Source organism: Embleya hyalina (assembly GCF_003967355.1).
Taxonomy (GTDB): Bacteria; Actinomycetota; Actinomycetes; order Streptomycetales; family Streptomycetaceae; genus Embleya; species Embleya hyalina.
Map to the genome: position 1 here is coordinate 245,773 of NZ_BIFH01000013.1, position 19,720 is coordinate 265,492.

A 19,720-nucleotide genomic window follows, 5' to 3' on the forward strand; every position below is an offset into this window, starting at 1 on the left:
CGAGGGCCCAATTCCCTTCGGCACGCGGCGCGTCGCTCGCCGGTGATCGAACCGATCGGGAATGGAGAAGCGCGGTCATGGAGTCGGCGGCTAGCGTGAGCGCCACGCACCGCCGACCCGCGGCCACGGATCCGCCGCCACAACGCCCGACCGCGAGCACAGGAGTCAGGATGAGCAAGGCCCCGAGGACGAATCCGCGGTCGCCCGCGCCGCACGCCGCCGACACCCACGACCTGATCCGCGTGCACGGCGCCCGGGTGAACAACCTCAAGGGCATCGACGTCGAGATCCCCAAGCGTCGACTGACCGTGTTCACCGGTGTGTCCGGCTCGGGCAAGAGTTCGCTCGTCTTCGGCACGATCGCCGCGGAGTCGCAGCGGCTGATCAACGAGACCTACAGCGCCTTCGTCCAGGGCTTCATGCCGACCCTGGCCCGGCCGGAGGTGGACGTCCTCGAAGGGCTGACCACCGCGATCCTGGTCGACCAGCAGCGCATGGGCTCCGACCCGCGCTCCACGGTCGGCACCGCCACCGACGCCAACGCGATGTTGCGCATCCTGTTCAGCCGACTCGGCAAGCCGCACATCGGCCCGCCCGGCGCGTACGCGTTCAACGTGCCCTCGGTCCGGGCGAGCGGCGCGATCACGGTCGAGCGTGGTGGCAAGAAGGCGGTGAAGGCGTCGTTCCAGCGCACCGGCGGCATGTGTCCGGGTTGCGAGGGCCGGGGCACCGTCTCCGACATCGACCTGACCCAGGTCTACGACGACTCCAAGTCGCTCAACGAGGGCGCGCTCACCGTCCCCGGCTACAGCATGGAGGGCTGGTACGGCCGGATCTTCGGCGGCTGCGGCTTCTTCGACCCGGACAAACCGATCCGCAAGTTCACCAAGAAGGAATTGCACGACCTCCTGTACAAGGAGCCGACCAAGATCAAGGTCGACGGGATCAACCTGACCTACGAGGGGCTGATCCCGAAGATCCGCAAGTCGATGTTGGCCAAGGACATCGACGCGCTCCAGCCGCACATCCGGGCGTTCGTGGAGCGGGCGATGACGTTCGGGACCTGCCCCGAGTGCGGCGGCACCCGGCTGAGCGAGGGGGCCAGGTCGTCGCGGATCAAGCGGGTGAGCATCGCCGACGCCTGCGCGATGCAGATCAGCGATCTGGCGGAGTGGATCCGAGGCATCGACGAGCCGTCGGTGGCGCCGCTGCTGGCCAACCTCGGGCAGTCCCTCGACTCGTTCGTCGAGATCGGCCTGGGCTACCTCTCGCTCGACCGGGCGTCGGGCACGCTCTCCGGCGGCGAGGCGCAGCGGGTCAAGATGATCCGCCACCTCGGCTCCGCGCTCACCGACACCACGTACGTCTTCGACGAGCCCACCATCGGCCTGCACCCGCACGACATCCGACGGATGAACGACCTGCTGCTGCGGCTGCGGGACAAGGGCAACACGGTGCTCGTGGTGGAGCACAAGCCGGAGACGATCGGGATCGCCGACCATGTGATCGACCTCGGCCCCGGCGCCGGCTCGGCGGGCGGCACGGTCTGCTTCGAGGGCACGGTGGACGAGTTGCGCAAGAGCGACACCGTCACCGGCCGGCACTTCGACGACCGGTCGAGGCTCAAGGAGCGGGTACGCAAGCCCACCGGCGCGCTGGAGATCCGCGGCGCGGCCACGCACAACCTGCGCGACGTGGACGTGGACGTGCCGCTCGGGGTGCTCACGGTGGTCACCGGGGTCGCGGGCTCCGGGAAGAGTTCGCTCGTGTACGGCTCGCTGGTGGGCGGTTCGCAGGCCGCCGGCGAGGGTGTGGTCTCGGTCGACCAGGGGCCGATCCGGGGTTCGCGGCGCAGCAATCCGGCGACGTACACCGGGCTGCTCGACCCGATTCGCAAGGCGTTCGCGAAGTCGAACGGGGTGAAGCCGGCCCTGTTCAGCGCCAACTCCGAGGGCGCCTGTCCCACCTGCAACGGGGTCGGCGTGGTCTACACGGACCTGGCGATGATGGCGTCCGTGGCGAGTGTGTGCGAGGAGTGCGAGGGCAGGCGGTTCGAGGCTTCGGTGCTGGAGTACCACCTGGGCGGGCGCGACATCAGCGAGGTGTTGGCGATGTCGGTGAACGAGGCCGAGGAGTTCTTCGGCGCGGGCGAGGCGCGCACGCCGGCCGCGCACACCATCCTCGGGCGGCTCGCCGACGTCGGGCTCGGCTACCTCGGTCTGGGGCAGCCGCTGACCACACTGTCCGGCGGCGAGCGGCAGCGGCTCAAGCTGGCCACGCACATGGGCGACAAGGGCGGGGTGTACGTCCTGGACGAGCCGACCACGGGTCTGCATCTCGCCGACGTCGAGCAACTGCTCGGGCTGCTGGACCGGTTGGTCGACGCGGGCAAGTCGGTGATCGTGATCGAGCACCACCAGGCGGTGATGGCGCACGCCGACTGGATCATCGACCTCGGGCCCGGGGCGGGGCACGACGGCGGGCGGGTGGTGTTCGAGGGCACGCCGGCGGATCTGGTCGCGGCCCGGTCGACGCTCACCGCGGAGCACCTCGCGGACTACGTGGGGGGCTGAGGGGACGGGGGATCGGTGCGTCCCGTCTCGGCGGTGCGTCCCGAGGTCTTGTACCCGAAGCCGTGATGCCTCGGTAGCGGTCACAAGCTGACCGCTACCGATGGCAGGTTGGGGACATGGACGTGTGGAGAGGTGGGGGATCGGTCGTGGTCGTGCGACGGGAAACGAAGGGTGGCCGGTTCCGATGACCGTTCTCGGCACGCGGGCGCTCAACCGGGCGACGTTGGCGCGGCAGTTGTTGCTCGATCGGGCGGACCTGCCGCCGGCGGCGGCCGTCGCGCACGTCGGCGGTCTCCAGGCGCAGGAACCGCAGGAGCCGTTCATCGGGCTCTGGTCGCGGCTGCGCGCGTTCGACCCCGCGACGCTGTCCGACCTGGTGACCGGGCGCGACGTGGTGCGCACCCACCTGATGCGCCGGACGGTGCACCTGGTCACCGCCGCCGACGCGCTGGCCTGGCGGGCCCGCCACGCCTCGATGTTGCGGCAGCGGGTGATGGGCGTGTACCGCCGCGAGCTGGACGGGATCGATCTCGACGAACTGGCCGCGGAGGGCCGGGAGGTGATGGCCGACGGGGTGCCGCGCTCGATGTCGGAGTTCGCCCGGGCGCTCGCCGATCGTCGACCCGACGTGCCGCAGCGGGCGCTGGGGGAGATGCTGATCGCGCTCGTCCCGGTGGTGCAGCTCCCGCCGCGCGGGGTGTGGCGGGTTCGGGCGGGCGTGCGCAACGCGCTCGTCTCCTCGTGGCTGGGGCGCGAGGTCGACCCCCCGGCCCCGGCGCACGCGGATCCGGTCGGCGAGGCGCTGGTACGGCGCTATCTGGCCGCGTTCGGCCCCGCCGCCTCGGCCGACCTGCGCGCCTGGTGCGGCCTCGCGGGCCTGCCGCGCGCGGTCGCCGCGGTGCGTGCGGAGCTGATCTCGTTCCGGGACGAGCGGGGGCGCGAGTTGCTGGACCTGCCCGACGCGCCGCGCCCCGACCCCGACACCCCCGCCCCGGTGCGCTTCCTCCCCGCCTTCGACAACGCGCTTCTCGGCTACGACGACCGCACCCGCATCGTGGACGACGCGCACCGGGGCCTGTCGGTCGCCGGCGTGCGCGTGGTCCTGCTCGACGGTCGGGTCGGCGCGACGTGGAACGTCGACGGCGGGACGGTGACGGTCACCCCGCTGCGGTCGTTGTCCCGGGCCGAACACGCCGCCGTGGGCGAGGAGGGAGAGGCGTTGGCGTCGTTCCTGTCCGACGGCGGGAACGATCGGGTGCGGATCGACTCGGCCGCCGGCTGAGGCCGGCGCCCCGGTTTCCGGCTTTTGGCCCGAACTCCGGTGGGCGGGGGCGGATCCGCCTACCATCGACGTCGGGTGGGATGTTCGTGGCGTGGCGTGATCGCCGACCGGACCGGGGGGTTCCGTGCAGCCGTTGGCAGAGGACGAGATCGAGCTGGTGCTCGTGATGGTGGACGCGGCCGCGGCGGTCGTCGCGCCCGAGGACCGCGAAGATCTGTTCGACGACTTCGCGGAGGACATGCGCGAGAGCGGGCTGGTGCCGGGCGCCGAGTCGGTCGACGTCGACGAGAGCGACGCCGCGCTGGTGGACGGGCACGTGTTCCTCGGCATCGGATTGACCGTGCTGGGCCAGATCGCCTATCGGGTGTTGGCGGTCGCCACCGACATCGCCATCAACCGGGGATTGCGCGACGCGGTCGGGTACGCCCGGGGGCTGTTCGCCTCGGCTGACGGGGACGCGGAGCCGGACGGGGCGGGTACACCGGGTACACCCGGTGCGCCCGCGGCGCCCGGCCGGGACGCCGCCGGCGACCCGCCGGTGACGCGGGCCGTGCCGACCGTCGGGGAGATCGCCGCGCTGGTCCTGGCCGCCGAGGGGAACACCCTGCCCCCGCAGGTGGATCCGGCCGCGATCGAGGAGATCGTCCGCGAGCAGTTGCGCGCGTTGGCCGAGGCGGAACCCCGTGGGCCCGGCGACTCCGCGCCCGCGTGAGGCGGCCGACCGCACGTTCGACACGGCCCGGCTGCGCCGACTGCGCGGGCTGAACCGCGCCCTTCGGGTGTTGTGGGTCGCGGCCCTGGCGCCGCTGCTGTTGTTCAACGTGCCCCTCGTGGTGATCGCCGCGACGGACGGGACGGCCGACCCGTGGGAGTGGGCGGCGATCGGGATCGGCGGCGTGCTCCTGCCGTTCGCGTATGTCGCGATCCAGGTGATGCAGGGATGGGCCGCGCAGTCGTACCGGCATCGGCACGACGGCGTGAAGCGTCGCGAGGTGGACTGGGGCGACCCGCGCTGGGAGGCGGTGCGGGCCTCGTTCGAGGCGTCCGGCCTGGATCCGCGCACGATCCGGGCACTGAGCGTATGGGATCGGACCGCGACGCTGGTGACCCGCCACGTACCCCGGCCGACGCCGGGACGCCTGGGCCGGGGCAGCGACTGGGGTGTGCGGAACGGCGGTTGCCTGTTGGGCCTCGGTCTGGTCTGCGGAATCGTGGTGGCCGTCCTGGACGAGTTGGATGTGGATCCCACCGACGGCACCGCCTTCACCGTGTTCCTGGTGGTCGCGTCCGCGGTCGTGTGGCCCCTGGCGTGGCGCAACGGTCGGGCGCAGGCCTCGCTCAATCTCGGGAATCCCGACAACGTGGTGCTGATCCCGATGCACTGGCGGCCGCAGTTGCGCGACAACCCCTCCTTCCGGGTGCACCTGATGCACGAGATCGCGCACGCGCGGCACGACGATCCCGGGCGGCGCAAGCTGCTCGACACGTGCGCGGGGGTCGGCCCGTTCGCGGTCTTCGTGGACTCGGCGGCGGTGGTCGCCATGCGGCTGGGCGATGTCGTGCTCATGGTGTTGTTCGCGGCGACCCTGGTGAGCGGTATCGCCGGCGTCCGGCGGGCCAAGCGCCTGATTCCGCTGGTGCAGGAACTGCGCGCCGACACCGAGGCGTGTCGCGATCCGGAGGCGGTCGGGCATCTGTCCGCCTTCCTGCGGGAACGGCAGGCCGAGCAGCCGTCGCACGCGAAGGCGACGCGGCTCGCGGCATTGACCGAGGCGACGTGGCGTGGCCCGGGCGCGCGGCTCGTGGCGCCGGCCGCGCTTCCGGCGGCGCTGTTCGGGCTCCTGATCCTCGCGTCGGCGATCGCCCAGTGGGCGGGTGTGGTCGGCTCGTCCGGGTGATGCCGGCGAGGATGCTTGCGGGTGTCCGGTATTTGTCAATACAATGTCACACCTTATAAGGCTCGATGGCTCGCCATCCGACCGTGCCCGCAACTCCCCACCCCCGCCAGGAAGAAGGCGCCCGCATCGTGATCGCCGCCATCGAGACCGTCGACTACCACGCCGCCGGCGAACCCTTCCGGATCGTCTCCCGCGGGCTGCCCGTGATCGCCGGGGACACCGTCGCCGAGCGGCGGGCGATCGTGCTCGGGGCGGGAGGCACCGCCACCGCGCCGCGCCCCGGTCCGCTCGACGACATCCGCCGACTGCTCACCCGCGAACCGCGCGGGCACGGCGGCATGTACGGCGGTTTCGTGGTACCGCCGGACGACGACGAGGCGCACCTCGGGGTGCTGTTCTGGCACAAGGACGGCTACTCCACCGCCTGTGGCCACGGCACCATCGCGCTCGGCGCGTGGGCGGTCGACTCGGGGCGGGTGGCGGCACCGGCGGACGGAACGGCGCGGGTGTACATCGACGTTCCCTCCGGTCGGGTCACCGCCATCGTGCACCGCCGCGCCGGGCGGACCACCGCGGTGACCTTCCGCAACGTGCCCACCGGCATCGCCGCCAGGAAGATCCCGGTGACCACCTCGCGCGGCCCGGTACAGGTCGACCTCGCCCACTCCGGGGCCTGCTACGCCTCCGTCTCGGCGACCTCGCTCGGCCTTGCCGTCACCCCGGACCGGCTGACCGAGATCACCGCGATCGGCCGGGAGATCCGCGCCGCGCTCGCCGACGAGCCGGCCACCCGCCATCCCGACGACCCCCGCCTCTCCGGGGTCTACGGCGTCATCCTCCACGAGGAACTGCCGGACACCGGGACCGGACTCCACCAGCGCAACGTCACCGTGTTCGCCGACGGCCAGATCGACCGCTCCCCGTGCGGTTCGGGTACGTCCGCCCGACTGGCGCTGCTCGCCGACGGCGGACGGATCGCGACGGGCGAGGAACTGCGCCACGAGTCGATCATCGGTACGGTCTTCACCGGGAAGGTCGTCGGGACGCACCCCGCCGGCGTGCTCACCGAGGTCACCGGCACGGCGTATCGCACCGGCGAGCATCGGTTCCTGCTGGATGCCGACGACACGCTCGGGACGGGATTCCTGCTGTGACGGTCACGGATCGACTGCCCACCATCCCGGTCGAGTCGACGCCCGCGCAGGCGATCGACACGATCGAGCGCACGCTGCTCGCCGGACTCGACCCGGAGGATGTACCCGCCCGGTCGAGCGTGGCCGTGCCCGCCGGGGAACTGCTCCTGATGCCCGCGGCGGTGTCGTCGCACGTGGGCGTCAAGATCGCCGGGGTCGCCGTCGGCAATCCGGCCCGGGGGCTGCCCCGGATCACCGGCAGCTACCTGCTCCTCGACGGGCCCACACTGCGACCGTTGGCCCTGTTCGACGGCGCCGCGCTGACCGCGCTGCGGACGCCCGCGGTCAGCGCCGTCGCGGTCCGGCGGCTGGCCGTCGCCGATGCCGCGCACCTGGTGCTGTTCGGTACGGGGCCGCAGGCGTACGGGCACCTGGCGGCCCTGCTCGCCGTCCGGCCGCTGAGCCGGCTCACGGTCGTCGCGCGACGCGTCGAGGCGGCCCGGGAACTGGTCGAGCACGCCCGCGGGTTCGGCCTCGCGGCGACGGTCGGGGCGCCGGACGCGGTCGCCGACGCCGACATCGTGGTGTGCGCGACCACGGCTCGCGAACCGCTGTTCGACGGCACGCTGGTCCCCGCCCACGCGGCCGTGGTGGCGGTGGGCTCGCACGAGCCGACGGCGCGGGAGGTCGACACCGCGCTGGTCCGGCGCTCGGCCGTGTACGTCGAGGCACGCTCCGCCGCCGCCAAGGAGGCCGGGGATCTGCTCCTCGCCGGATGGCACGCGAGCCGTGACGCCGGGGTGAACCTGGCGGAGTTGGTCCGCGGGGAGGAGACGGTCCCCCAGGACCGGCCGCGGTTCTTCAAGAGCGTGGGGATGTCCTGGGAGGACCTGGCCGTCGCGGTGGAGATGCACCGGCGGCACGAGGGAAATTGACCCACGAATCCGTGCTCCGAATGCACCCTGTGGCTGGTCGATCCGGCTTCTAGGTTTGTTCCTGCCACCAGGCAGAACACACCGCACAGAACAGGCCACGCCATGTCGTCCCGAGTCGCCACGCCACGCCGCAGGACCGCCGCCGCCGAACCCGACGGCGGCGGCACCACCATCGCCGAGACGCCCTCCCGCCGTCGGCCGGGGCTCGTGCTCGCGCTGTTGGCCTTCGCCCAACTGATCATCTCGATCGACTACAACATCGTCTACGTCGCGCTTCCCGAGATCGGCACCGGGCTCGGCTTCTCCGCGCAGAACCTCCAATGGGTGATCAGCGCCTACGCCGTCGCCTTCGGCGGCTTCCTGCTCCTCGGCGGCCGGGCGAGCGACCTGTTCGGACCGCGCCGGATGTTCACGCTCGGACTGTCGCTCTACGCCGTCTCGTCCCTGCTCGGCGGACTCGCCGGATCGCCCGCGCTGTTGATCGCCGCCCGGGCCATCCAGGGCATCGGCGGCGCCTTCCTCTTCCCCGCCACGCTCACCCTCGTGTCCACCGGTTTCGCCGAAGGACGGGAACGCAACCGGGCGTTCGCGGTGTGGGGCACCGCCGGCGGCAGCGGAATGATCCTGGGCTCGCTCCTGGGCGGCGTGCTGACCCAGTCCCTCGGCTGGGAGTCGGTCTTCTTCGTCAACGTCCCGTTGGCCGCCCTCGCCGCCGCGCTCGCGTTCCCGCTGATCACCCCCGACGCACCGCGGACCGGAGGCCGTTCCTTCGACCTGGCCGGTGCGCTCACCTCCACCGTCGGCATCACCGCCGTGGTCTACGCCCTCGTCCAGGGACCCGAATCCGGCTGGACCGCCACCCCCGTGCTCGGCGCCGCGCTCGCCGGCGCCGCCCTGCTCGCCGCCTTCGTCGCCGTCGAACGCCGCAGCGCCGACCCGCTGTTGCCGCTGCGCCTGTTCGCCAACCGCGACCTCACCGTCGGCACCGGCGTCACCTTCCTCTACATGGCCACCTTCGGCACCCTGCTCTACTTCCTCACCGTCTACTTCCAGGGCGTGCACGGCTACGGCGCGCTGCGTACCGGCCTGGCCTTCCTGGTGCCGATGGCCGCCATCGCGGTCGGCTCGCAGACCGCGGGGCGGCTGGCCACCCGGTACGGCATCCGCCCGATCCTGATCGCCTCGCTCCTGACCGGTGCCGCCGGCGCCGCGATCATCGCGCCGACCATGTCCCCCGACGCCTCGTACGCCGCCCTGATCCCCGGGCTCGTGGTCCTGGGCATCGGCCAGGGCGCGGGCTACACCCTGATGTTCGGCGCCGCCTCGACCGGGGTGAACCCCACCGACCAGGGCATCGCGTCCGGTATCGCCTCCACCAGCCAGCAGATCGGCGGCGCCGTCGGCCTGGCCCTCCTGGTCGCCGTCGCCAACGCGGGCCTCGGCGACCACACCGGCGAGGCGCTGCGCGTCGCCACCGCCGACGGTCTGCGCACCGCCGTCCACCTGGCCGCCGCCGGCATCGTGCTGACCGCCCTGGCCGCGCTCGCCCTGCGCGGGCCGGTCGCCCGCGAGGTCGCCGCCCACGCCCCCGTCCACGTCTGAGCTCCCACCCCGCCGCGCGGCGCCACCCCCCGGGGTCGGCGCCGCGCGGCGTTACAGGCGGGCGAGGGACGCGGCCGCGGCGAGGGCGGAGTGGGCGGTCGGGTGATCGCCGGTGATGTGGGCGCGGACCGATGCGGGGGTGCGGCGGCCGCCGAAGAGCAGGCAGAACTCGACGGCGTCGGCGGTGACGGTCGCCCGCGGCGTGGCGTCGGGGGTGGGCAGGATCCATTCGCCGCCGCCCCGGCCGGTCAGGACCAGGCGGACCGGGGCCTCGGTCAACCTCGGGGCCAGGGCGCGCAGGCCGTAGGCGATCAGCTGGTCCAGGCGGATCGGGCGCACCGCGCGCAGGCCGAAGAGGCGGGCCAGGTCGCCGGTGTGGATCCAGGTCTCGAACGCGCGATCCGCGTAGGCGTCCACGAGCCGCGCGGCGGGCGCCCGCGGGCCCGTGTCGCCGGTCGCCGGGGCGGTGGTGTCGCCGGTCGGCGGGGCCGCGCGCAGCAGGCGGTCGGCCTGGTCGTGCCACACGGTGCGGGCCTCGGCGAGGGTGTGGTCGCGCAGCCGGGTCAGCACCTCGGCCGTGCGTCGACCGTCCGGGTCCCCGGGCCCCTCGCCCGCCGCGATCGCCGACGGCACCGCCTCGGGCAGTCCCAGCGCCGCGCACAGGACGCCGTCGGTGGCGATCAGATGGGCCAGGACCCCTGGTACGTCCCACGGCTCGCCGACCGCGCCCGCGTCGCCGATCACCCGCCGCGTCGCCGGATCCCCGCCGGGCAGCACCTCGGTCAGCAGCGCGTCGAGCGTGGCCACGGCGTCCGCGAAGCAGGCGGCGTACGTGCCCACCGACGCGCGCGGGGCCCGTGCGCCGACGGCGGCCCGCAGCGTACGGGCACGCAACGCGGGCGGCGGAACCGGCCGTCCGCCGTTGCGGATCCGGCCGGGGACACCCGCCCGCAACCGATCGGCCTCGGCCCGGCAATCCGCGCACTCGCGCAGATGCGCCCGCACCCGGGCGTCCTCGGTCGGCTCGCACACCCCGAGCACCCACGCGGCGAGCACCGAGGGAATCCGGTCGTGGCTGTCGCTCATCGTCCCTCCCCGCTCGTCCCGCGTCCGGACGGGTTTCCCAACAGTGTCGCCAACTGACGTAACCCGCCCCGCATTCGGGACTTCACCGTGCCCTCCGGGACGCCCAGACGCGACGCCACCTCCCGGTAGGTGATGTCGGCGTAGAAGGCCAACTCGATCGCCTCGCGCTGCGCCGCGGGCAGCCGGGCCAGCGCCGACCGTACCCGGGCCGCCTCGTCGGCGGCCACCACACTGTCCTCGGCGCTCGCCACCCACTCCCCGCCGCCCGTGCGGCAGGCGTGTTCGACGCGCCGTTCGCGGGCATGCTCCGCGCGGACCCAGTCGACGGCGCGGCGGTGCGCCAACAGGCACAACCACCCGCGCAGCGAGCCGCGTTCGGGCCGGAACGCGTAGGGGTGTTCCCACAGATGCACGAACACCTCCTGCACGATGTCCTCGGCGGCCGTCCGGTTCCCGCTCACCCGCATCGCGACCGAGTGCACGAGCCCCACGAAGCAGTCGTACACCTCGGCGAGCGCGGACTCGTCGCCCTGGACGAGCCGATCGTGCACGTGCTCCTCCGCACGTGACGAATCGTTCCGTGCCTTCACGCGTCCACCCCCCGGTGGTGACCAACGCCCACACGGTATTCGGAGCCGAACGCCGGGCGGATGAGCCGGAAAGGTAAAGAATCCCGGCCGTTCGTCGGGGTCATCCCGGCGGTTGATCGCCGCGCCGCCGCGCCGCCGCGCCGGTCGCGGGAGAGCGGGCCGCAGCACCCGGGTCGGTCGCCCGGGTGCCGCGGCCCGTGTATGCGGATCGGTCAGGGCGACGGAGTCGGGTCCTCGTCCGGGACGCCGGCGCCGCCGAGCCCGGGGGAGAGGTAGGCCGCGTCGGCGCCCATGTCGACGTACAACCGGGCCCAGGCGAGGTCGGCGGCCGTCGCGGCCCTGCCGTCGCAGTAGGGCTTGCGTCCGTTCGCGGTGTAGTGCTCCAGCACGGTCATGATCTTCGCGGTGTCGGCGTCCTCCTGCGAGGTGTAGTCCGGTCCGGGTCGGGACCGCTGGTGCTCCTGGCACGTCACCGTCGCGGGAGCGGCCGAGAACGGCGGGCGCTCGGCGTCGGCGTGCCCGCCCGAGCCGGTGCAGGCGGTGGCGGAGGCGACGATGACGGCGGTGAGCGCGAGTGCCGCGAGCGGCCCCGTCGTCCTGGTGGCTGTGGTCGGCATGGTGACCGACTCCCTTCCTGTATGGGTGTGTTGCCTCTTCGCGTCGAGTGCGGTCGGCGGTCGGTGTGCGCCGGGACTCAGGCCGCCGCACGCAGGGTCAGGACCACGCCGACGACGCATACGGATACGGCGGTGGCCACGGGGAGGTACGTCGACCACCACACGCCGCGCGGCCGCCGGGACGTGGGTCGCAGGCGGACCAGGATCAGACCCGCGGCGGTCAGCACGGCGGCCATGCCCACGCCGTAGGCCAGTACGAGCAGGACGCCGAAGACCGTGCGGCCCAGCGCCACCGCGCCCAACAGGACGACCAGTGCGGACGGACTGGGCACCAGGCCGCCGACCACACCCATGCCGACGAGGACACCGCGCGTGCGGCGGCGGCCTTCGTGGGCGGGCTCGGCGGGTGTTTCGGCGAGGGCGAGGGATGTGTGGTCATGCGGATCGGGATGCGGGTGGTCGTGGCCGTGGTCGTGGCCGTGCGCGTGCGGGTGCGCGTGGCCGTGCGCGTGGGTGTGTGCATGGGCGTGTCCGTGGGTGTGCGGTCCGTGCCGCTTCGCGCTCCCGGGCTCGGCCCGACTCGCGCGCAGGCCGCCCATCGCCCCGCGCAGCAGCCAGGCCCCGATGCCGAAAACCAGCAGGCCGCTTGCCGTGCCCAGCCACATCAGCACCCGCTCGCCGGTCAGGGACGTCGACACGGTCAGCAGTGTGCCGACGGCCAGGACCCCCGCCGTGTGGGTCAGGGTTACCGTGGCGCCCACGGTCACCGCGTCGCGCACCCCCTGGCGGCGCCCGTCCGCCCCGCGCGTGGCCAGGTACATCGCCATGATCGTCTTGCCGTGGCCGGGCAGGGCCGCGTGCGAGCCGCCCAGGACGAGCGCCAGGAGCACGGCGGCGAGGCCGGCCCCGACCGTCAGGTGATCGGCGCCCACTGCCGCGTCGAAGCGGCGTTGCGCGCTCGCGTACGCGCGTTCGATCGGGTCGGGCGTCGAGCGTCGTGCGGCCGGCGCGGGGCCGTCCGTGCCGGGCCGCACGCGGAGGTCCACGTCGCGCACGTCCGGCGGCGAGGTGAGCAGGTCGACCGGGTACGTGCGCAGCCCGTCGCTCGGGCTGGTCCGGGGCACCGGGGAGGTGCCGACCGCGATGCCCCGGCCCTCGGCGGTGAACTCGCGCCATCCCGGGCGGCCCTGGTGATTGCCGTCGTGCACGGATACCCGTGCCGGCCGGGACAGGTCGACCGGCGCGGCGAATCGGCACTCGGTACGCGTGGTCGACAGCCCGGCGGCGCCGGGGACGCGCTCGGCGCCGGCCCGGACCACCGTCCACGCGGCGGCGTCCCGCCCGTCGATCCGCAACCGCAACCCCCGGGCCAGGCGCGGGCATTCGGCGTCGGCGTGGGCCTGCAACTCGGCCGCCGACAGGTGTCCGTCGTGGTCGAGGTCGCGGCGGCCCTCCTCCTGGAGCGTGGGGATCTCCGCCTCGTCGACCAGCGCCAGGTCCTCGACGCGATCGGGGAGCAGCGTCAGCCCGTGGGCCTGGTTGACGCTGATGTTCCCCAACGGGTGTGCCGAGGCCGTGGGTTCGGCGACGACGAGGATGCCCACGGCGCCCAGGACCGCCGCGCAGCCCGCCACCACCCATCTTGCGTTCATCGTCGACCTCCCGAACTCCCGGCGTCCGCCGAGGTCCCCGGATCCGCCGACACGGCCGCGCGGATCGCCGTCAGGTGGGCCAGCACGTCCGGATCACGCCAGCCGCCCGCCGTGGCCTCCAGCGCGTAGGGCAGTGCCGCGTCGGCGCGGCCCGCCCGGTACAGCGCCCAGGCCAGCGCGTCCGCCGTGTGTACCGAGTGCCGGCGCGTCCGCTCCGCCTCCGCGCGCCGGACCGCCTCGGCCGGATCGCCGTGGTCGGCCTCGAACAGCGCCCGCGCCACGTCGTCCGTCGCGCCCCCCGCGTCCAGTACCGCGAACTGCGCCGCGACCAGCCGGAACTGCTCCCGGGCCAGCGCCGGCTTCCCGGCGTGCTCGGCCGATTCGCCGTAGCGCGTGAGGTATTGCGGGATCGGCGTGGTCGCGGTGATCGCGGCGTACTCGGCCAGTGCCTCGTCGGTGCGTCCGAGGTCGGCCATCGCGGCCGCCCGTCCGGCGCGCAGGGCCGGATCGCCCGGCGCGGTGCGCAGGCCCGCCTCGTGGATCGCGAGCGCTGCGGCGGGATCCCCGTAACGGCGGGCCAGTTCGCCCTGCCACAACCGGCAGTACGCGATCTCGTCCGGGGTGAACGCACCCTCGGACGCCCGATCCAGCGCGGCCCGCGCACCGGTCACGTCGCCGCGCAGCTCCAAATCGTAGGACGCGCGCGTGAACGAGGCCACCGACGGGCGCAGATCGAGCATGCGCTGGATCGCGTCGGTGGCCGTCCGGGTGTCGCCGAGTTGGGTGGCGGCGTCGGCCAGGGCACCGTAGGCGGGCGCGTGATACGGATCGGCCTCGACCGCCCGCAGCGCCGACTCCCGCCCGGCGGCGAAGTCGTGGCGGGCGTTGGCCAACGCCGCCGAAGCGACCAGCGCGGTCGTCCGCGCGGGCGTCCCGGACCGGGCCAGGGCCAGCGCCCGGTCCAACGCCTCGCCCGCCCGGGTGTACAGGGACGCGTCCCCGGTGACCCGGGCCCGCTCCACGTACGCCCCACCGAGCGCCGCCAACGCCTGAGCGTCGTCGGGCACTTCGCGCAACCGCGCCTGCGCGGCCGCGATCGGGTCGGCCGGGGTCACCGCCCGCGCCCCGACCGGGGAAGCGGTGCTTCCCCGGTCGGAATCCAGCGAGTACACGGCGACGGGGACCGCGATCAACAGGACCCCGGCCGCCGCGCCCACGCCCCACATTCGCAGCGGGCGCACGATTCACCCGCTCGGCGCGTCGACGGCGCGGTTGACCGGCCAGTACTCCGGCAGCGCGAGATACGGGAACGTGGTCCCGAACGCCCGGTTGTCGGCGTCGACCATGTCCCCTCGGGCCAGCGCAGGCACCGGACGCCCGGTGGCCACCGCCCCCTCCAGCGCCTGGAGTTCGATGTCCACCACGTCGTCGGACAACCGGCGGCCGTTGGGGAAGCCGGCGAGGTCGCCGCCGAGCACGCCGAGCCGATTCGGCTTCGCGGTGGGCGGGATCGACATGTTCAGCCGCAACTCCTCGGCCGGTACGAAGGACTTGGGATCGACGTCCTTGTTCAGCAACTGCGAGTTCAGGTCCACCGGGATCGGGCCGGCGGTCGCCTTCGCGACACCGGTCAGGAAGATCTCGGCCAGGTCGGCGCGCGGGCCCTGCGGGGCCTTGATCCCGTAGATCTTCTCGATCAGGCGCGGTACCTCGGGCTGGTTCACCCGGTCGACCAACTCGGGGACGGTCCGGTCCTGATCGGGCGTCATCGCGTTGAACCGGTTCTTCAGGCCGGCCGGCACCACGACCTCGTTCACCAGCGGATTGCCCAGGCGCGAGACCTGTACGTAGCGGCCCCAGTCGCGCTCGCGCCCGTCGGCCGCCGCCACGTTCATCCCGCGTCGGGACGTGGTGCTCCAGACGCCGACGACCGGGTTGCGCTCGGCGTCGTTGCGCAACGCCAACGCGGACTTCGGGACTTGGAGAACCAGCGTGTTCACGTTGTAGCCGGCCACCGTGTCCTGGCCGACCTCCTTGAGGTTGCCGCCGTACAGGAGGTCGAAGACCCGCAGGTCCAGGAAGAACGGGTCCTCGGTCTGGCCCGCGAACACCCTTCCCCCGCCCGGGAGATCGTGCAGTGCGGCATCCCGCAGGCCCTTGTAGTCGGGCATCGACGCGGCGCCCACGCGCGAGGGGGCCACGCGCCCCTGGTCGAGCAGCGTGCGGGAGTTCGTGCCGCGGATCTCCTGGAGCGTGTAGCGCTGGCGGAAGAGCAGGTTCTCGTCGTCGAGCGAGGTCACCGGGCCGTTGTTGTACAGGAACGTGTCGTTGCCGCGCCGGTCCTCGTCGCGGAACGTCCAGCGGTACGTGACGTCGGGCCTGCCGTCGCCGTCCCCGTCGATGTTGATCTCGTAGCGGGCGTCGGTGGCGAACGGGTGGAAGTTCGGGCCGCCGTTGGGCTCTTGGAACGGGATGACATTGGCCACCAGGGTGACCGTGTCCGGGCGGTCGGGGCTCACGAACGCGTACAGGTCGGTGTTGTCCAGTTGCGGACTCGCCGCGATCAGCGGCGCTTCGCGATGGCTGGACGCGCCGGCCGGACCGGCGTCGCCGTAGCCGACGATCCCGGCCGCGAGCAGCGCGCCGACCGCGAGTATCGCCGTGCCGGTCGACCGGCGGTGGTGGATGTGCCTCATGGAAGGGTTCCCCCTCGACATCGCACGACATGGCCTGCCGTGACACCTCTGGTTCGGTGCCGCCGGGTCCGTGGTTTGCCGCGAAATGCTTCAGGGACGTAACAGCGGGCGCGCCCGAGCGGTGCGTGGTGAGCGGTGCCGCGCGGGTCGGGGCGAGGCGGGTGCGTCGGGCGCGGGACGGGGTGGAGTGTGGCCGAGCCGGATGGGCTCCGTGGGGCGGGATGGAGTGGGGGTGTTGGTGATGGGCCTCCCGGGCCTCCCGGGCGCCGGGGGTGTCGCCCGGCGTCCGGGAGTGGTCAGGTTTCGTCGGGGCGGAGCCGGCCTTCGATCAGTGTTCGCAGGCGGGCGTGGGGTACGGCCGGGGTGCGGTGGCCGTCGCGGCCGATGGTTTCCTCGGCGGTGACCAGGGCGTTGAGGACGGCCTCCTCGACCGCCTGGACGGTGGCCGTGTGGAACGGATCGATGCGGCCCCACGGGATGTGGCGCAGGGTGTCGTAGTCCTCGTCCGTGGCCGGGGATTGGGGGAAGCCACTGGTCAGGGCACCGCGGTTGGCGGTGGAGAAGGCCAGGAAGATGTCGCCGGAGAAGTGGCTGCCGGTGGTGCCGGTGCGGGCCAGGCCGATCGGGACCCGGCGGGCCAGCGCCGTGCACTGGCCGGGGAGCAGGGGGGCGTCCGTGCCGACCACCACGATGACCGATCCGGCCCCGCCGGGGGCGAACCAGTCGGTGTCCTCCATCGGGTTGTCCTCGGTCATCCGGCGGCCGACCGGTACGCCCGCGACGACGAGTTCGCGACGCGCGCCGAAGTTGGCCTGGACGAAGGCCCCGACCGTGTAGCGGGCCGTGCCGTACTCGACCACCCGGCTGGCCGTGCCCGAACCCCCTTTGAAGCCATAGCAGTTCATGCCGGTGCCGCCGCCGACGCAGCCCTCCTCGACCGGGCCCGGGGCGGCCGCGTCGATCGCGGCGACCGCGTGCTCGGGGCGGACGTGCGAGCCGTTGATGTCGTTGAGGTAGCCGTCCCAGGTCTCGGCGACCACCGGGAGCAGCCACTGCCGGGCGAGTTCGGGCCGATTGGCCACGGTCCAGTCGATCACCCCGCGGTGCACGGGGCCCACCGCGTGGGTGTTGGTGATCAGTACCGGGCCCGCCAGGCTGCCCGTTTCGTCGAGCCAACTGCCGCCGGTCATCTCGCCGTTGCCGTTGAGCGCGTAGCGTCCGGCGGCACAGGGCAGGCCCACGCCCGCCCGCCCGCGCGGCAACAGGGCGGTGACGCCGGTGCGTACCGACGTGCCCTCGACGAGGGTGGTGTAGCCGATCTCGACGCCGGGGACGTCGGTGAGCGCGTTGGCCGGTCCGGGTGTGCCGTCGAGACGGATGCCCAGGGCCCGGGCGCGGGGCCGTCCCGACGGGGTGGCGGTGCGGGGGGATGGGGCGGGGACGTTCACGCGGTGCCTTCCGGGGTGTGCCGGCGAACCGCGTCGGGACCGGCCTGCGGATCGGGGACGACCCGGTCCGGCCGCAGGTCCGGGCAGTTCGTGGCCTGGCGGGCGTGGGCCAGGATCAGGGCCAGGGCCCGCTCGGGCGGCAGCGAGGAATTGCGGCCGACGATGTGCAGGCCGTAACCGTCCTCCAGGGTGACCAGGTTCGCGGCCACGTCCGGGATCGGCTCGGTGAACCGGAAGTGGCCCTGGGCGCGCCCGATTTCCAGGATCGAGCCGTACATGGCGACCTGGCGGTCGTACAGGCTCTGCGCGAGTGTGGCGTATTCGCTCTCGTCCCGGGCGGCGGCGTTGAACTCGTACAGGACCACCGCGAGTTCGTCCTGGGGGCCGGCCGGCAACCCGAGCCGGGCGCAGGCCACCAGCTTGTCCCGGGCGTCGGGCAGCCGGGAGGCGGTGTCCGCGCGGGACGTGTAGAAGCGGTCCGCGGCCTGCCGGTAGACCTGCCGCAGCAGGTCGCCGAGATCGCTGAAGTAGTAGTTGACCGACCCTCGCGCGACGCCCGCCACCTCGGCGATGTCGGCCACCCGCAACTGGGCCAGTCCGCGCCGGCCGACCGCCTCGGTGGCCGCGTGGACCAGCTGCGCGCGCCGCGCCGTCTGATTCCTCGGACGTGCCATGCATCATTCCTTGTCTTCAGTGCCAAATTATCGTCATCCTATTGACGTGGGACTCTTCCATATCGTTGACTCCGGCGTCAAAGAACCGACAAGGGAGCCACATGGCCGAAACCCAGGGCAGCCGGCCGCCCGCCGGCACCCCGCCGCCGCAGTCGCCGGCCTACGCCCAGGACCTGTCCCGTTCGCTGGGTCTGCGCGAGAACATGTTCATCACGCTGTCCGCCGTCACGCCCGCGTCGAGCGTCTTCATCATCATGCCGTCGGTGATCAGCGGGCTCGGCGGCGCGGCGGCACTGGCCTTCGCGCTCGCGGCCGTCGCCGGGATGCTGATGGCCTTCTGCTACGCCGAGTTGTCCAGCGCCTTCCCGATCACCGGCGGCGAGTACGCCTTCGCGGCACGTACCCTGGGCCGCGCCACGGGCTTCGCGCTGTTCGCGCTGGCCCTGCTCGCCGGGGTCCTGACGGTGGCGGTGATCGCCCTGGGCACCGGCGACTACCTGGGCGTGGTCTGGGACTCGCTCGGCGGCAAGGAGACCGGACTCGCCGTGATCGCGGTGGCCTCGCTCGTCTCGGTGCTCGGGATCCGCACCAACGCCTGGGTCACCGGGGTGTTCCTGGCCGTCGAACTCGCCGCGATCGCCGTACTGGTCTGGCTGGGTCTGGTCGACGTCGAGCAACCGATATCCACCCTCTGGACGCCGCACGCGCTCGGCGAGGACGGCGTGCTCGTCGGCGCCTCGGCCGGGCTCGTCTCGTCCTTCGCCGCCAGTGCGCTGTTCGCCTACAACGGCTACGGCACGTCGGTGTACTACGCCGAGGAGACCCGACAGGTCTCCTCGATCGGCAGGATCGTGATGTGGTCGCTCGGGATCACCGTGGTCGCGGAGTGCCTGCCGCTGGTGGCGGTGCTCCTGGGCACGCCGAGCACGAGCGCACTCATGGCGGCCCCGTCCCCGATGAACTACTTCCTGCTCGAACGCGGCGGCGACACGGTGAACACCGTGGTCAGCCTCGGCATCGCGATCGCCATCGTCAACGCGGTGATCGCGATCATGCTGCAGATCGGCCGACTGGTGTACTCGTCCGCCCGCGACCGGGCCTGGCCCGACGTGGTGGGCCGGCCGCTGGCCGCGGTGCACCCGCGCCTGCGCACCCCCATCGCGGCCACCCTGTCGATGGGCGCCGCCGCGATCGTCGTCGCCTGGCTCGTCCCGCTGGACAAACTGATCCTGGCCACCGGCGCCAATCTGGTGCTGCTGTACATCTTCGTCGCCGTCGCCGCGCTGTACGGCCGGATCTCCGGGGCGACGGCCCACGCGACGTACCGGATGCCCGCCTGGCCGTGGGTCCCGGTGGCCGCGATCGGCGTGATGACGTACGTCCTGTACGAGTCGATCGACGCCGACTGGCGCCCGGCCGGTATCGCCGTGGCCATGGTCGCGGCGGGATACCTCTACTACTACGCCTACCTGTACCCCAGGCGTGAGCACCGCTGGACCATGCCCGACGCGGTTCGGGACACGACCGAGTAGCC

General features: G+C 73.1%; 16 protein-coding genes. 8 read left to right on the forward strand and 8 right to left on the reverse strand.

What is annotated here, in order from left to right:
- The first annotated feature begins 170 nt into the window (after window positions 1-170).
- The 7 genes from EMA17_RS01165 to EMA17_RS01195 all read left to right on the forward strand — a co-directional run bounded on the left by EMA17_RS01165 (window position 171) and on the right by EMA17_RS01195 (window position 9,423).
- Window positions 171-2,573, forward strand: a complete 2,403-nt coding sequence (locus tag EMA17_RS01165) for an ATP-binding cassette domain-containing protein (protein ID WP_126634946.1) — start codon at window positions 171-173, stop codon at window positions 2,571-2,573.
- Between the two features lie 184 nt (window positions 2,574-2,757).
- Window positions 2,758-3,855, forward strand: coding sequence for a winged helix DNA-binding domain-containing protein (locus tag EMA17_RS01170; protein ID WP_126634947.1), 1,098 nt, complete (start codon window positions 2,758-2,760; stop codon window positions 3,853-3,855).
- Window positions 3,856-3,979: 124 nt separating this feature from the next.
- A complete protein-coding gene (locus EMA17_RS01175; RefSeq protein ID WP_126634948.1) occupies window positions 3,980-4,567 on the forward strand; it encodes a hypothetical protein in 588 nt (195 codons plus the stop codon).
- Window positions 4,539-5,753, forward strand: a complete 1,215-nt coding sequence (locus EMA17_RS01180; protein ID WP_126634949.1) for a hypothetical protein — start codon at window positions 4,539-4,541, stop codon at window positions 5,751-5,753. The genes EMA17_RS01175 and EMA17_RS01180 overlap by 29 nt, the downstream gene beginning before the upstream one ends.
- A 125-nt stretch (window positions 5,754-5,878) precedes the next feature.
- Entirely contained in the window at window positions 5,879-6,907 is a 1,029-nt protein-coding gene (locus EMA17_RS01185; RefSeq protein ID WP_371862956.1) for a proline racemase family protein, read from the forward strand.
- Window positions 6,904-7,821, forward strand: a complete 918-nt coding sequence (locus EMA17_RS01190; RefSeq protein ID WP_126634951.1) for an ornithine cyclodeaminase family protein — start codon at window positions 6,904-6,906, stop codon at window positions 7,819-7,821. Before EMA17_RS01185 ends, EMA17_RS01190 begins: the two co-directional genes overlap by 4 nt.
- Window positions 7,822-7,923: 102 nt before the next feature.
- Window positions 7,924-9,423, forward strand: coding sequence for an MFS transporter (locus EMA17_RS01195; RefSeq protein WP_126634952.1), 1,500 nt, complete (start codon window positions 7,924-7,926; stop codon window positions 9,421-9,423).
- 51 nt (window positions 9,424-9,474) lie between these two features.
- Here the strand turns inward: EMA17_RS01195 and EMA17_RS01200 are convergent, their stop codons facing one another.
- From EMA17_RS01200 to EMA17_RS01235, 8 genes are all read right to left on the reverse strand, one after another.
- On the reverse strand, window positions 9,475-10,509 hold the full coding sequence (locus EMA17_RS01200; protein ID WP_126634953.1) for a zf-HC2 domain-containing protein: 1,035 nt from the start codon (window positions 10,507-10,509) through the stop codon (window positions 9,475-9,477).
- Window positions 10,506-11,099 (reverse strand): sigma-70 family RNA polymerase sigma factor, encoded by a 594-nt coding sequence (locus tag EMA17_RS01205; RefSeq protein ID WP_126634954.1) that lies wholly within the window; start codon window positions 11,097-11,099, stop codon window positions 10,506-10,508. The genes EMA17_RS01200 and EMA17_RS01205 overlap by 4 nt, the downstream gene beginning before the upstream one ends.
- Before the next feature lie 212 nt (window positions 11,100-11,311).
- Entirely contained in the window at window positions 11,312-11,716 is a 405-nt protein-coding gene (locus EMA17_RS01210) for a hypothetical protein (RefSeq protein ID WP_126634955.1), read from the reverse strand.
- A 77-nt stretch (window positions 11,717-11,793) separates the two neighbouring features.
- Window positions 11,794-13,368 carry a HoxN/HupN/NixA family nickel/cobalt transporter gene (locus EMA17_RS01215; protein WP_126634956.1) on the reverse strand — a complete coding sequence of 525 codons (1,575 nt, stop codon included), beginning with the start codon at window positions 13,366-13,368 and terminating at the stop codon, window positions 11,794-11,796.
- Window positions 13,365-14,609, reverse strand: a complete 1,245-nt coding sequence (locus EMA17_RS01220; RefSeq protein WP_126634957.1) for a tetratricopeptide repeat protein — start codon at window positions 14,607-14,609, stop codon at window positions 13,365-13,367. The genes EMA17_RS01215 and EMA17_RS01220 overlap by 4 nt, the downstream gene beginning before the upstream one ends.
- 3 nt (window positions 14,610-14,612) lie before the next feature.
- Window positions 14,613-16,064: a DUF4331 domain-containing protein gene (locus EMA17_RS01225; RefSeq protein ID WP_218042581.1), complete on the reverse strand. Its 1,452-nt coding sequence runs from the start codon at window positions 16,062-16,064 to the stop codon at window positions 14,613-14,615.
- A gap of 296 nt (window positions 16,065-16,360) precedes the next feature.
- Entirely contained in the window at window positions 16,361-17,512 is a 1,152-nt protein-coding gene (locus EMA17_RS01230) for a DmpA family aminopeptidase (RefSeq protein ID WP_126634959.1), read from the reverse strand.
- Window positions 17,509-18,186, reverse strand: a complete 678-nt coding sequence (locus EMA17_RS01235; RefSeq protein ID WP_126634960.1) for a TetR/AcrR family transcriptional regulator — start codon at window positions 18,184-18,186, stop codon at window positions 17,509-17,511. Before EMA17_RS01235 ends, EMA17_RS01230 begins: the two co-directional genes overlap by 4 nt.
- Window positions 18,187-18,287: 101 nt before the next feature.
- Between EMA17_RS01235 and EMA17_RS01240 the strand changes: the two genes are divergently transcribed.
- Window positions 18,288-19,718: an APC family permease gene (locus tag EMA17_RS01240; protein ID WP_126634961.1), complete on the forward strand. Its 1,431-nt coding sequence runs from the start codon at window positions 18,288-18,290 to the stop codon at window positions 19,716-19,718.
- Window positions 19,719-19,720: the final 2 nt, after the last annotated feature.